The following is a 14596-nucleotide window of genomic DNA, read 5'->3' as shown; positions in this document are numbered from 1 at the left end:
AACTTAGTGGTAATGCCAACCAATTCTTGACGGAGTGAGCGTGAAGCTACCCCCTTTATCCGGACTCGTTTTCATCACACTTTTGTGGACGCTATTCTATGCGGTACAGAATAGCCAGGCAGCCGAGCAGCCGAAATCGGATATGCGCGTACTCATTGATATTTCAGGCAGTATGAAGCAATCAGATCCACAGAACTTGCGTATTCCCGCAGTAAAACTCTTGTTGAATCTGGCGCCGGACAACAGCCGCTTCGGAATCTGGAGCTTTGGCCAGATGGTGAATAACCTGGTGCCGTCAGCGGCGGCCTCGGCGCAATGGAAATCCAGTGTCGTCAGCAAAGTGAATCTGATTAACTCCGCCGGTTTGTATACCAATATTGGTTTGGCACTCGAGAAAGCCTCGATGGGGCAAACCAAGCCTGACCCCGAATGGGAGCGGACTCTGGTTTTATTGTCAGATGGAAAGGTGGATATTTCCAAGGACCCCCAGCGTAATGCGGCAGAAAAACAAAGGATACTTGAGAAGGTCGTGCCGCGTTTGCAACAGGCCGGATTTCACATTCACAGTGTTGCGTTATCGGACAATGCTGACCTTGGCTTCCTAAAAGAATTATCGATCCGCACGGGTGGGTCGTTTTCCCGCGCCGGTAGCGCCGATGAATTGCTGAACGTCTTTGTCGCCGCTGCAGATCGTGCCAACGTGCCAGATCAGGTGCCGCTGGAAGGGAATCACTTTGCCATTGACGATTCAATTGAAGAGTTTACCGCGTTGGTGTTCCGAAAATCCGGAATGGCAGAAACCAAACTGGTGGCGCCGGATGGCAGCCAATACAGTCTCAAGCAGGGGTCGCACAACGTCAGTTGGTTTGCAGATCAGGAATTCGACCTAATCACGGTCTATAACCCGATGCCGGGTGATTGGGAAGTGGTTGCGGATATCGATCCTGATAACCGAGTGACCGTGGTGTCCAATTTACAGGTGAATATGGAAGGGTTGCCTGAAAATGTGCTTGAAGGTGAAAACCTGGTAATGAAAATGACCCTGTCTGAAAAAGGCCGCACTATTACCAATCCCAATTTCCTGAAGTTAATGGAGATCACGTTTCGTCAGGACGCGGCGGGCGGTGAAACCTTCGAGGGCAAGTTGTCTGAGTCAAGCGACGGAGAACCGAAAGTGCCTGCGGACGGTATTTATAGCGCAAAGCTGGGGCGCACGATCACGGATGGCACCCATACCTTTTCTATTGTGCTGGACGGCAAAACCTTCAAACGTAAGAAATCACAGGTTGTCATGGTACATCAGCAGGTGTTGGAGGTAACGCCTGCTTACCGTGATAATCAGGGTGACCTCCTGCAATATCTTAACCTGCAAACCGTAACGGGCCTGGTGAATCCAGAAGACATCCAGATCGTTGCCCAGATTACCGACCCACAAGGTGAAAAGAGTATACAAAATGCAGTGGAACTGGGTGACGGTAAATACACGCTGGATGTACCCGCGACCGACTCGAAAGGCGCGTATGAAGTTCTGGTCCGGGTGTCCGGAACGTCACTGAACGGACACCCGTTTGAATTGGTACAAGGTCCCTATACGGTCGATTACACGCCCATTGAAATCACCAATAGTGATGCTGGAGACCAGCTCGCGGCCGGTGAACCGGGGACGATTGAGACCTTCGATGAAGGTGCATTGGAGATTCCGACATTGGAAGTAGAGGAGCTGCCACCGGAGGGGGGGGCAGATGAGCTTTACGAACCCCCTGAAGGCGAAGAATTGCAGGATGTTTCGGAACCGGATTCGATAGCAGAGAATACAGATTCAAGCGACGCATCCCCAACGGGTTTTGACCCCACCTGGATATTGGTGGTTTTGGGTAACCTGGTGGTCATTGGGGGCGGGATCTTTATCTATATGAAATTTCTGCGCAAAACCGATGAAGAGCAGAGCAAAGTTGTGCAGGAAATCGAAGCGGTCCAGCAACAGAAGAAGCAGAAACAATCCAAAGCCGAGGCTGAAAATAGTGAGCAGGATGCGGCGCTTGTACCAAAATCCGAAACTAAGGTAAACGCGGATGCAGAATCTGCTGTGAAACCTGATGTGGTTGCGAAGGACGTTGTAAACCCGGTGCCGGAGCCGCCTTTACCGGAGCAAAGCTATCAGAATGAGACTTCAGTGCTCGAGCTCGAAGACGACGAAACCGTTGAGGTGGGTGATGACAGTGACGGCGTCCCGGACGAACAATACCCCGACGTCGACATGACCGACGATGAGTTTCAGCTGGATGACCCCAAAAAAGATTAAGGTCTGTTAGAGTTGGTAAATCAATTCGTTGCGGAGTAAAGGCCGGATGTGTGAACTGATGGGAATGAGCGCCAATGTGCCGACTGATATCTGTTTTAGTTTTGCCGGGCTGATAAAACGGGGCGGTGAAACAGGGCCGCACAAGGACGGCTGGGGGATCGCTTTTTACGAGGGTAAAGGCGTGCGTGAATTCAAAGATGTGGACGCCAGCAGCACGTCAGAATTGGCTCATTTTGTGAGGCGCTTTCCTATAAAAAGCCACGTCGTTATCAGTCACATTCGACAAGCCAATAGTGGCCCTGTGGCATTGGAAAATACCCACCCCTTTCAGCGTGAGCTGTGGGGAAAAACCTGGGTTTTTGCGCACAACGGCCAACTTAAAAACGGGGTCCGCAAGCAGAAATTAAGCCGTTATCGCCCGGTGGGAAGCACGGACAGCGAATTTGCTCTTTGCTATATTCTGGACCAGCTACAAAAGCAGTTTACCCGCTATCCGGCGAAGGGTGCACTTTTCAGTGCATTGCATGAACATTGTCTATACCTTAGTAAATTCGGGGTTTTTAATATTCTGCTGAGTGATTCAAAGTATCTATACTGTTACTGTACGACCAAATTAGGCTGGATCTGCCGCCGAAGCCCTTTTGGCCAGGCCAGACTCAAAGACCATGATATGGTGGTGAATTTCAGCGACCAAACCACGCCCGACGATGTTGTCACCGTTATTGCCACTGAGCCATTAACGGATAACGAGGATTGGACTCCGATTCAGCCAGGTGAGCTTCTGGTTTTCCACAAGGGGGTAGTCAGCGGAAAGATAAGTGCCGCCAGCACCCAGTAATTCTTGAAGAGCAACGATGTACAATAACAGCACCGGGAACGGAAATAAGGCCTTAGAAGCAGAAAACAGCGCGCCTGTGCGGATCGGGGCGCGGCTGGTGATCGAACTGTTGCGAATACAGGCAGAAGACCCTCCTACTGACAATATCAGGCTGACCCCGAACCGGACGAAGCACGCTCTGGCGGTGCTTAAACAGAAGCTGATCGAAGTGCAACGGCACGCAACCAAAAACGATGTTCACTGTTCGGTTACTCAAATACTGGCGGAAAGCTGCAGCGGAATGGAGATCGCGTTGCCTATTGCCGAACCGGATTGGGGCGCGGTGGGCTTGCTGGATCAGTTGTTTGATCAGTTGCTGACAGAACAAGGGCTGGATCAGGAAGCCCGTGGCTGGATCGAAAAATTGCGCTTGCCCATTCTGCGCTACGCCCTTCTGGACTATTCCTTTTTTTTCACTCCGCAAAACCTGGTTCGCCGCTTTCTCAATCAAGCGTATTTGATCCTGTTGAGCAGCACTGAAAAAAGTCGTCGGGTTTATCGGGAAAAACTCGATGTTTATATAAAGCGTATCCTGAACGAATTTGTGGACGATGCGGGGGATATGAACAGCATTTGTATTGAGGCGCAGGCTTGGTTTGCAGGTCAGAATGAAAAAGTAGAAAAGATCGAAGAGCAGCTGAAGGTGCTGGAATCTGCCCGTCGTAAAGAAAATGTCGCTGAACCCCGAGTCGTGGATGAGCTAAATCGGATTGCATCCGGTAAGCAGTTGCCGAAAATGGTGACGGAGTTTCTGCACGGTGAATGGCGACGATCAATGCTTCACGTGTCAATGCGTGAAGGGGAAAGTGGCTCCACCTGGAAGCGGCAGATACGGATCACTGAGTCGATAGTCGAATTCTGCCTGGATTGTGTCGCCAATGACGGTGGCGAACAGGAAAAATACCGCAGTTTCTATCCGGTACTATTAAAAAATATAAAAGCCTTGTTGGAAAGTGTTGCAGACGATCAAGAGGCATTGGAAGCGACGTTGGAGCCGCTGGAGTTGGCACTAACCGCGATGCTGAACGGGGCCATTCCACCGCTCACTGACACGCCTGCACTACGGCATGCTAATACGCATGTGTCCAGTGTGGAAGTAAAACGGGTGGGCCAGCAGGCGCTCAATCAAATTGAAGGCCTTAGTGAAGGTGACTGGTTGCGCATGAAAACCTCAGAAGGAACCCATGAATTATGCAGGGTAACTCTGAAAGGGGTGGATCAGGCCCCCTGGGTTTTAGTCAGTCAAAGTGGTAAAACGGTGGCTAAGAAAAATTCGGTTCAGCTGGCCCAGGGTATCGAAGGCGGTGTTGTCGATGTCGTTAAGAATACGCTTTATTGGGATAAGGGACTTGAAAGCGCGTTAAATCAATTACATGCCAAGTGGCTACAGGCCAACGAAGAACAAAAACGCGAAGCGGCCCGCAAACGACAGGCAGAAGCGGAAGCCCGCTTGCGCGCTGCCAAGGAAGAAGAAGCCAGAAAAGCAGCGCTACTGTTAGAGCCGCAAGAGGATAAGGTAGACCGCGTTGACGCAACCGAATCCCGCACCGAAGAAATACTACAGAACTCCGCTCTGGCTTTAGAGAAAACGGAAACGGAAGCTGATGAGGTGGGTGACTTTATAGCCCCCAGAACTATTAGCGAACACGAAATGACTGCCGCTATGCAAGCAATCGAGCAGATTCAGGTGGGCGGGTGGATCGCGCAGCAAACGTCTGAGGGCGAACTAAGGTGTAAGCTGGCCGTAAAAATCCGGGGTCGCGATAAATTGGTGTTCGTGAATCGCGTCGGTATCAAGATTTTGGAAATAGATAAGCAGGAATTGGCGCGTTTGATGGTCTACGGCGCAGTTTCAATTCTGGATACAGGGTCGGCTTTTGATAGTACCTTGGAACGGGTAGTCAGAAGTATTCAGAAAGAAAAACGATAGGATAAAATATGGCAGATCAACGCAGTCATAAACGACAAAGCCGCAAAGAAGATGCTTATCTGGAAGTAACCATAGATGACGCTGAAGGTGGGTACATTCAGAAGGTTATCGCCTGTGAGACGGTTGATCTTTCTCAGCGGGGTTTAAAAATTTATATGAGTGAGCCTGTTGAACAAGGCCTTATCTCAGAAATTCTGGTTGAAATATCCGGGGAACAGGGGCGGTTTTTTCTCACCACGGAAGTAAAATGGATCAGTCCTACCGGTGATGATGGATGGTACTTTGCGGGCTTTGAAATTTTCGATGCCGAAAATACCGACTTTGAATCCTGGTCTAGAATGGTGGATCAGCGTGCGGAACGAGAGCGTAAAGAGCCGTAGCTCAGGGTCAATCCCAATCCCCTCCGATCATTTTCGCCAGAGGGGGCATCGCGCGTTTACTATTGCACGCTCTCGTTGTCGCTGAATACACCTTCGAATAACACCGACGTTAAGTAGCGTTCGCCGGAATCCGGCAGAATGACCACAGTGGTTTTGCCTTTATTTTCGGGTCTGTCTGCTCTCCGGATGGCGGCACAAACGGCAGCACCGCAGGAAATACCCGCAAGTATGCCTTCCTTTTCCATCAGCAGGCGGGCGTATTTGATGGCATCGTCATTGCTCACCTGTTCAACCCCGTCTACCATTTTCAGGTCCAGATTCTCGGGCACAAACCCGGCACCGATACCTTGTATTTTATGAGGCCCGAAATTCAATTCTTCCCCCGCCAATGTCTGGCTTATTACCGGAGAATCCACTGGCTCTACTGCGATGGATTGAATGGGTTTCTGTTTGGTGTGTTTTATATATCGGCTAACGCCGGTGAGTGTGCCTCCGGTGCCGACACCGGCTACGAAAATATCCACTGCGCCGTCCGTGTCTTCCCAGATTTCGGGGCCGGTGGTTTTTTCATGGATACCGGGATTTGCCGGATTTTCGAATTGTTGCAGCATAATCGTTTTACCGCCGCTTTGTTCCACAATTTCGGCCGCTTTGGCGATCGCTCCTTTCATGCCTTTCGGACCTTCTGTTAGCACCAGATTAGCGCCCAGCGCCTTGAGTACCTTGCGCCGTTCCAGACTCATTGTCTGCGGCATGGTCAGCGTTAATTTATAGCCGCGTGCGGCGCAGACATAGGCCAAAGCGATACCGGTATTTCCGCTGGTGGGTTCGACCAACTCCATGCCTGGTTTTAACAAGCCGTCACTTTCTGCTTGCCAAACCATATTAGCGCCGATGCGGCACTTGACAGAAAACGCCGGATTACGGCTTTCAATTTTCGCTAACACCGTATGTGGCGTTAGATTTTTCAATCGAACTAAGGGGGTATTACCAATGGTGAAAGAATTGTCTTCGTATATTTTAGTCATTGTAAATATCCAGTTAATGAAAAATCCCAACGCGAAAAGGTTGTGCAGTGAAGGATTCTACTCCCTTGTTATGCATTTTCAATGCGGCAACCCAGTTCACAGAGCCATTGTGGCAGTGTTCACATTGACCAATTTATTGCCCGGAAGTGCCACTTAGTGCCCGTTTTATTGTGGGGCTGTTCAAACTTTCATCCCACTGCCGAGGAGGTTCACTGCTAGCCTTTTATAAAGATGTTAAATGACCGTCGGGATGTGAGGGACTTATGAAATATTGGATGTTGGCCGCTTTTTGCAGTGGTCTGTGTGCGGCAACCACCGTCACTGCTGGACAGAATGACGCCGCGGATGTGGTAGCTGATCAGGTGTTCAGAGCGGGCCTGGAGTATTGCAATCAGGCATCGAAAGTGAGTAGAACGGACGCGTCTGCTGCGCGCGAGCATTTTGCACAATATTTATCGCATCTGGAGCGCGCCAAGACGATCGCGGCGCAGGTGGTTCAGGACAATAGTTACATCCAGCGGGAAGCCCGGCGCTGCAGTCTGGTAGAGGATAATATTGCCAGACTGGAAGCTATGACGTTGGCCCAAGCGAGTCTGGATCGCTGCGGGGAGGTCCGCATGGCCTTGGACCAAGGCGCGCTGACCCAGGCCCAGACAAAATTCAATGAGTATGAAACCATGAGCCAGCAGGCACTTGCAGTAACCCCCACGGTTTTGCGGGTAGGTTCGCTCGGTGTGCAGTTTCGGCGTTGCGACCAGCTGGTGGAGAAAATTTCGTTAGCGAAAGTAAAACGAAGCCGTGTGGCTCTGGAAACGGAGCGCACGCTAGCGGGCTTCAAGCGCGTTATGGACAGCTGTTCTGTAGCTGAAAAGCTACTGCAGAGCCCGATGGAGGATAGCGGAAAGTTGCAGGCCACCAAACGGGTTCTGGAGCAGGTGAGTGAACAGCTGCAGCTCGCTGATCGTCAGGCAGCCGAATTAGTAAGGTCTGCCGTTGCCAGTGGCGTGGCCTATGAACAGCAGGTGACGGATGCCCAGTATAACGCGTCGGCTTGTCGGCAGAATCTGCTCTCGCAGGTATCCGCAATCCGCCATCAGGTGCAACAAGCGGGGTTGCAGCAACACGTTGCCACGGTAGAACAGCCAGAGCCGGTCGCAGCATCTGCTGCTGTACTCGTTCAGGAAGAGGTTAGTCCCTATGCCGCCAAGCCGAAAAATCCGGAAGAGGTTTCGGTCATCGGAGGGGTGGTTCAGTTAGGCACTCCTGAATTCTGATCAGAATTCAATATATTGAAAATATAGTCAGCCAGGGTTGATCGATTGTGCCGCCTATGTGTCCGGTATGGCCATTTTCAACCCCTTCCTCTGTGGATAGAGTGGGAATCAGACTTCCGGGGTAAGACTCCGGGGCACATTAATGGCCTTCATGACGTCTACAAGAGAAGTGGATTTGGTTTATAATGTCGCCAAATTAAAATGGTTCAAGGCGAAGACTATGCAATTTCAAGGTACCGATCAGTACGTTGCCACCGACGATCTTAAACTAGCGGTGAATGCAGCGATCCAGTTACAGCGCCCATTATTGATTAAAGGTGAACCCGGCACCGGTAAAACCATGCTGGCAGAACAAGTCGCGGAAGGGTTGGGCATGCGGCTGCTGCAGTGGCACATTAAATCCACCACCAAAGCACACCAGGGTTTATACGAATACGATGCAGTATCCCGGTTACGCGATTCTCAGTTGGGCAATGATAAAGTCCATGACATCAAAAATTACATTAAAAAAGGTAAATTGTGGGAAGCCTTTGAATCCGGTGAACAGGTTGTATTGCTAATCGATGAGGTGGACAAGGCAGATATCGAGTTCCCCAATGATTTGCTGCAAGAACTGGATAAGATGGAATTCTATGTGTATGAAACGCAAGAAACCATAAAAGCCACTATACGGCCTATCGTCATCATCACCAGTAACAACGAAAAAGAACTGCCGGATGCTTTCTTGCGTCGCTGTTTTTTCCATTATATTGATTTCCCCGATAAGCCGACCATGGAACAGATCGTGGAAGTGCATTTTCCCGGCATTAAAAAAACGTTGCTAAAAGAAGCGATGGAGGTGTTTTTTGACGTGCGCAAGGTGCCGGGCCTGAAAAAGAAACCATCCACGTCAGAATTGATCGATTGGCTGAAATTATTGTTGGCCGACGATATCCCCGAAGACATATTGCGTAACCGTGACACCAAAAGTGCGATACCGCCACTTTATGGCGCCTTGGTCAAAAACGAGCAGGATGTTCATTTGCTGGAGCGTTTGGCATTCATGCACCGTCGTGAGAGCTAAGCATGTTAATCGATTTTTTCTTTGAACTGCATGAAGGCAAAGTCCCGGTCAGTATTCGGGAATACCTGGACTTGTTGTCGGCGCTGGAACAAGGTGTCATTTATGCAGACATGGATCAGTTTTATTACCTGTCCCGAACGGTATTGGTCAAGGACGAAAAGCACTTTGATAAATTCGACCAGGCTTTCAAAAAGTATTTTGAAGGGCTGGAAGTGCTGGATGAATTGTTTGAAAACTTGATACCGGACGATTGGCTGCGCAAAGAAATTGAAAAAAACCTGAGCAAAGAAGAGTACGAAAAGCTCAAGGAGTTAGGCGATCTTGATAAGCTCATGGAGGAGTTCAAGAAGCGCCTGGAAGAGCAGAAAAAGCGTCATCAGGGCGGTAATAAAATGATTGGCACCGGCGGAACATCCCCGTTTGGCGCGTATGGTCAGAATCCGGCTGGATTCCGCATGGCGGGACCGGGACGGACTGGCAAAGCGATAAAAGTCTGGGAAAAACGCCAGTATCGTAATCTGGACGATTCGGTTGATTTGGGCGTGCGTAACATTAAGATGGCTTTACGTCGCTTACGTAAGTTTACCCGTAGTGGGATGCCTGATCAGCTGGATATTGACGATACCATCGACAGTACAGCCCGTAACGCCGGATTTCTTGATATTAAAATGGTGCCCGAGCGCCGAAACGGAGTGAAGGTTTTACTCTTTTTCGATGTGGGCGGATCAATGGACCCCTATGTTCGCTCCTGTGAGGAGTTGTTCTCCGCTGCTCGCACTGAGTTCAAACACATGGAGTATTTTTATTTCCATAACTTTATATATGAAGGGGTTTGGAAAGATAACGCAAGGCGCTGGACCGACCGCACATCGACCTGGGATATTCTGCATAAATACAGCAGCGATTACCGGGTGATTTTTGTCGGGGATGCAACCATGTCTCCCTACGAAATCAGTTCTGTTGGGGGCAGTGTGGAGCACTGGAATGAGGAAGCCGGGGAAAAATGGCTAACCCGCTTGACGGATTACTTTGAAAAAGTGATTTGGTTGAATCCGGAGCCGGAAAATACCTGGGAATACACCACGTCGGTTACCTGGACAAAACGCCTTATGGAAGACAGGATGTATCCGTTGACATTGAAAGGGCTGGAAGAAAGTATGCGTTATCTGGCTAAGTGATTAATACAGCCTGGCCTGCTGGTAAATTCTGTAGAACGCGAAGCCGAAAGAAGCAGCTCTATGATACATAGGTCTGCTTTTTTTCGTTTTTAGTGTCTAAACCGTTATTCTTTGATTTCTATTTCAGGCAGTACGGCTTGTTCAATGACGAGTTTCTCAGTGGGGGCCACCACAGTGGATACGCCTACGAATACCGTTTCACCGTGCTGATTTTTAATTTCATTGGCAATCAACACAAAGTTTCCGCGACGCTTTTTCTCAGTCAAGGTGAGGTGAGCTGTCAACGTATCCCCAGGCCGAACCGGTTTTTTAAAACGCATTTCCTGGCCGAAATAGATGCTGCCGGGGCCGGGAATGGTGGTGGCAACGGCGGCACTAATGATGACGGCACATATAGCGCCATGGGCAATGCAGCCACCAAATTGCGTGGTTTTTGCGTATTCAGGATCAAGGTGCAGAGGATTGGTATCACCCGAGAGAATGGCAAATAGTTTGATGTCTTCTTCGAGTATTTGTTTTGTATATTCGGCAGTCATTCCGATTTCGAGCTGATCGAATGGAATGTTTTCTAAAATAGGCATGGCATGCTCTCCCTTATCCAGCGATCAAAAAGTTTATCGAGCTAAGGATTCGGTAGATAGCGTTTAAATGTAACTGAGTTTAAGAGAGCGTGGCCTATGCCAATGCTGCTTCAGGCTTTTTTGAATGAATGGATTCCCTTAACCTTGAATTTATCCAGTATATGATGTCTTGCACTACTTCCCGCCGGTTTATTTCATTCAGAATTTCATGGCGGCCGTCCTTGTAAAGCTTAAATGTCACATCGGTCTGGCCGCCACTTTTAAGGTGGTTTGCTAGTTTCGCTACTCCATGCTGAGTCGTGCGGAAGCTGATGGGGTCGCGCTCACCGGATGTAAGGTAGAAGGGCAAGTGATTAGGGATTCGACGCAGGCTGCTGGAACGGCTTATGGTTTCCAGACCGCCCACAAAATCTTCCCACATTTTATTGGTACACAGAAAGCCGCACAGGGGGTCCAGCATATATCTATCCACTTCTTCAACGTCCCGTGTCAGCCAATCTGCGTCGGTTCGGGGTTTGCCGAATTGCCGGTTAAATTTGGAAAATGCTTGCCGGTCAATCAGCTCGCTGCGGCCTTTATCGCCTCCGCGTAATTTCTCCAATTTGATGAGTAACTTGGGTGGCTGTAACGAGCGGGGAGTTGAGTAAGCGGAACCGGATAATATCACGGCATCCACTGTGTCACCGTGTTTCAGGCAATAGGCTTGAGCAATGAAGGATCCCATGCTGTGCCCGAGCAAGATGGTCGGAATTTCGGGATTTTCTTGGCGGATGAATTGATTCACCGTGTGGACATCCGATACCACCAGATCCCAGCCATTGCGGTCAGCATAATGTCCAACTAGCCCCCCTGGCGGGATAGAATGCCCGTGACCCCGGTGATCATGGGCATAGACAACAAAGCCGGCCTCCAGCAGAATCTCTGCGATGGGCTGATAACGTTGGCTGTGTTCTGCCATACCGTGATTGATATGGATCGCTGCAACTGGGGGCTGGTCTGGATTGCTCCATTTGCGAACAAATATTTTATGACTGTCTGTGGCGGTGAGAAGGTGCTTCTCGGCAATCATGAATATCTCCGGGTCAAGTACTGGAGTGCGGGTAAAGGCTTGGTCGTTAGCCCGTGCAGGTGCCATTGTATACTGATGCGCGCCGGAAAGGGAGGTCCGCTACAGGCTGCTCATGCAGGGGACTACCGGATCGTCCTACTGGTTATAACAAGTGCGCCTCGGGGTTAATATTTATAATAGACGATAGGAACCAAGGAATGACTCGAATTCACACCGTCCGGTATGGCGTAGTGGTACTGTTCATATGGTGTATTGCGAACGGATGCCTGGCGGCACCCGACGCCAAGCTGTGGAAAAAATGGCAAAGCAGCGACCCGCAATCATCGGCGACGATCGATCATTCCCGCTGGCAAGTGTTACTGGATCGTTATCTCAAGCAGTCAGGAAATCCGTTGGTCACGCTTTTTGACTATCAGTCGGTCCGTAAACAGGATCAACAACAGCTACAGGAATACATTGAATATCTGGTGACACGGACGCCGGCCACCTATAGTCGAGCGGTGCAAAAGGCCTATTGGATAAACTTATATAATGCTCTGACAGTAAAATTGGTGTTGGACCATTACCCGGTGGAGAGTATACGTAAGATCCGTTTCGGCTGGTTTTCTTTTGGCCCCTGGGATGAAAAGCTGATTGAGGTGGATGGCGATCGGATCAGCCTCAATGATATAGAGCACCGCATACTGCGGCCAATCTGGAAAGATCCGCGCATTCATTATGCGGTTAATTGTGCCAGTTTAGGCTGCCCCAATCTGGCTCCGCAGGCTTACACGGCAGATAATATGGAGCAATTGCTGGAGCAGGGCAGTCGGCACTATATAAATCACCCCAGGGGGGTCCGCTTTGAGGGCGACAGTTTGGTGCTATCTTCCATTTACGATTGGTACCAAACTGATTTTGGCGGCTCCCTGAGCGCGTTAAAAAATCATCTCAGGCGCTATGCAAATTCAGGACTTAGAGCCAGACTGGACAGTCATGAGTCATCTGTGACATACCATTACGATTGGCGCTTAAACTCGCCCTGATTAAACCCTGACAGGCCTTGTATTGACTGGTCTCTAAGCAGCAAAACTGGTAACCTTCTGCGCGCTTGCAATAAGTGCAGGGTTTCATTCTGAAAAGCAATGGCGTTATTTCCCCCGGCCATCGTCTTAACAGCAAAGTGGATTTGCAGTAACGGTCCGGTGTTCAGGTGCTTCAGCAAGAATAATCATTCACAAAAAAATTCATCCGGATTGGGTAACTACAATGGTTGATAGAATTTGGTTAGATATTTATCCCCAAGGTGTTTCTTCTGAAATCGATTTTGGCGACTATGAAAGTGTGTTGGATGTGTTTGATTCGGCCTGTAAGAAATACGCAGACCGACCGGCTTTCCATAACATGGGCGTTACCATTACCTACGGCGAGCTGGATAAGCTTAGCGCGGATTTCGCAGCCTACCTGCAGAATCATACGGATCTGAAGCCAGGCGATCGCATTGCAGTGCAGATGCCGAATCTGATTCAATATCCCATTGTGACTTTTGGCGCTATGCGAGCCGGTCTCATTGTGGTGAATACCAACCCGATGTACACCACCCGGGAAATGGAGCACCAGTTCAATGACGCCGGATGCAAGGCGTTAGTGGTATTGGCGAACTTTGGTGATGCGGTTGCCGATGTATTACCAAAGACCGGTATCAAGCATGTCATTATTACCCAGGTTGCTGATATGCAGCCGATGATAAAGCGGGTATTGATGAATTTTGTGATTAAGCACATCAAGAAAATGGTGCCGGATTTCAAAATCAAAGGGGCGGTTTCATTTACCAAAGCCATGAGCCTCGGTGGCTCTGCGACCTACAAAGAAGATGCCAATCCATCCTTGGATGATGTGGCTGTATTGCAATATACGGGGGGCACCACGGGAGTAGCAAAAGGCGCAATGCTGACCCATAGAAACCTGGTTGCGAATATGCTGCAAATGGATCTTTCCCTGCGTACGCTGCGGCCGGGTCAGGAAGTCGCTATCACGCCGCTACCGCTTTACCATATTTTTTCCTTCACTGTTAATTGTTTGGGATTGATGACGTACGGTGCCCTCAACGTCCTGATTACCAATCCTCGTGATATTCCCGGATTCGTGAAAGAAATGGGGCAACACCGCTTCACGACTTTGTCCGGACTTAACACCTTATTTGTGGGGTTAATGAATAATGCCGAATTCAAGAAACTGGATTTCAGTTCATTAAAACTCACCATTGCCGGTGGTATGGCAATGCAGCGTAGTGTAGCCGAAAAGTGGGAGCAGATGACGGGATGCACCGTTGCTGAAGGCTTTGGAATGACAGAAACGTCGCCGGTGGTTTCATTGAACCCACCCTATGCGATTCAGGTTGGCACAATCGGAATTCCTGTACCGGGAACCGATGTGAAAATCGTAGATGAAGAAGAAAACGAATTGCCATTGGGCGAAAGTGGTGAGCTTTGCGTTCGCGGTCCCCAGGTAATGAAGGGGTATTGGCAGCGCGAAGAAGCCACCAAGGAAACCATGACTGAAGATGGTGAATGGCTGAAAACGGGGGATATCGCCCTCCTACAGGAAGATGGTTATCTGCGCATAGTGGATCGTAAAAAAGACATGATCCTGGTGTCCGGATTTAATGTATACCCTAATGAAGTAGAGGATGAGGCAAGCAAACATCCAGCGGTGGTCGAGTGTGCAGCCGTGGGCGTGCCGGACGATAAGAGTGGCGAGGCGGTGAAACTGTTCGTGGTGAAAAGCGATCCTAATCTTACATCAGAAGACGTCATAGCCCATTGTCGTAAACATCTGACGGGGTACAAAATTCCGCGTTACGTTGAATTTCGTACCGATTTACCGAAAACCAATGTAGGCAAAATATTGCGTCGGGAATTGCGCGGACAATAAT

12 protein-coding genes are annotated in these 14596 nt (G+C 49.6%); 9 read left to right on the top strand and 3 right to left on the bottom strand.

Annotated elements, in window-relative coordinates:
• Nucleotides 1–40 precede the first annotated feature (40 nt).
• From FT643_RS00735 to FT643_RS00720, 4 genes are read left to right on the top strand one after another with little or no spacing between them, the layout of a single operon-like run.
• On the top strand, nt 41–2302 hold the full coding sequence (locus FT643_RS00735; RefSeq protein ID WP_156868776.1) for a VWA domain-containing protein: 2262 nt from the start codon (nt 41–43) through the stop codon (nt 2300–2302).
• Nucleotides 2303–2348: 46 nt separating this feature from the next.
• Nucleotides 2349–3140, top strand: coding sequence for a class II glutamine amidotransferase (locus tag FT643_RS00730; RefSeq protein ID WP_156868775.1), 792 nt, complete (start codon nt 2349–2351; stop codon nt 3138–3140).
• A gap of 16 nt (nt 3141–3156) precedes the next feature.
• Complete coding sequence (locus FT643_RS00725; protein ID WP_156868774.1) at nt 3157–5109, top strand: DUF1631 family protein; 1953 nt, start codon at nt 3157–3159, stop codon at nt 5107–5109.
• An 8-nt stretch (nt 5110–5117) separates the two neighbouring features.
• Nucleotides 5118–5489, top strand: a complete 372-nt coding sequence (locus FT643_RS00720; RefSeq protein ID WP_156868773.1) for a PilZ domain-containing protein — start codon at nt 5118–5120, stop codon at nt 5487–5489.
• Nucleotides 5490–5548: 59 nt separating this feature from the next.
• Here the strand turns inward: FT643_RS00720 and cysK are convergent, their stop codons facing one another.
• Complete coding sequence (gene cysK, locus FT643_RS00715) at nt 5549–6517, bottom strand: cysteine synthase A (protein ID WP_156868772.1); 969 nt, start codon at nt 6515–6517, stop codon at nt 5549–5551.
• A 263-nt stretch (nt 6518–6780) separates the two neighbouring features.
• Here cysK and FT643_RS00710 point away from each other — a divergent pair, with 263 nt between their 5' ends.
• The 3 genes from FT643_RS00710 (at nt 6781) to FT643_RS00700 (ending at nt 10032) form a co-directional block, all read left to right on the top strand.
• Nucleotides 6781–7791 (top strand): hypothetical protein, encoded by a 1011-nt coding sequence (locus FT643_RS00710; RefSeq protein WP_156868771.1) that lies wholly within the window; start codon nt 6781–6783, stop codon nt 7789–7791.
• Between the two features lie 220 nt (nt 7792–8011).
• Complete coding sequence (locus FT643_RS00705) at nt 8012–8854, top strand: AAA family ATPase (protein WP_156868770.1); 843 nt, start codon at nt 8012–8014, stop codon at nt 8852–8854.
• A 2-nt stretch (nt 8855–8856) separates the two neighbouring features.
• A complete protein-coding gene (locus FT643_RS00700) occupies nt 8857–10032 on the top strand; it encodes a vWA domain-containing protein (RefSeq protein WP_156868769.1) in 1176 nt (391 codons plus the stop codon).
• Between the two features lie 104 nt (nt 10033–10136).
• Here FT643_RS00700 and FT643_RS00695 read toward each other — a convergent pair whose 3' ends face one another.
• Both FT643_RS00695 and FT643_RS00690 read right to left on the bottom strand, forming a co-directional pair.
• The gene (locus FT643_RS00695) at nt 10137–10613 is read right to left on the bottom strand and encodes a MaoC/PaaZ C-terminal domain-containing protein (protein WP_156868768.1); all 477 of its coding nucleotides are present in this window, start codon (nt 10611–10613) and stop codon (nt 10137–10139) included.
• A 94-nt stretch (nt 10614–10707) separates the two neighbouring features.
• Nucleotides 10708–11682, bottom strand: a complete 975-nt coding sequence (locus FT643_RS00690; protein ID WP_198043227.1) for an alpha/beta hydrolase — start codon at nt 11680–11682, stop codon at nt 10708–10710.
• Between the two features lie 197 nt (nt 11683–11879).
• Between FT643_RS00690 and FT643_RS00685 the strand changes: the two genes are divergently transcribed.
• Nucleotides 11880–12707, top strand: a complete 828-nt coding sequence (locus FT643_RS00685) for a DUF547 domain-containing protein (RefSeq protein WP_156868766.1) — start codon at nt 11880–11882, stop codon at nt 12705–12707.
• A 223-nt stretch (nt 12708–12930) separates the two neighbouring features.
• Entirely contained in the window at nt 12931–14595 is a 1665-nt protein-coding gene (locus FT643_RS00680; protein WP_156868765.1) for an AMP-binding protein, read from the top strand.
• Nucleotide 14596 lies beyond the last annotated feature (1 nt).

Source organism: Ketobacter sp. MCCC 1A13808 (genome assembly GCF_009746715.1).
In the GTDB taxonomy this organism is placed as follows: domain Bacteria; phylum Pseudomonadota; class Gammaproteobacteria; order Pseudomonadales; family Ketobacteraceae; genus Ketobacter.
The sequence above is the reverse complement of the archived record's forward strand: the minus strand, read 5'-3'. Positions and strand labels throughout refer to the sequence as shown.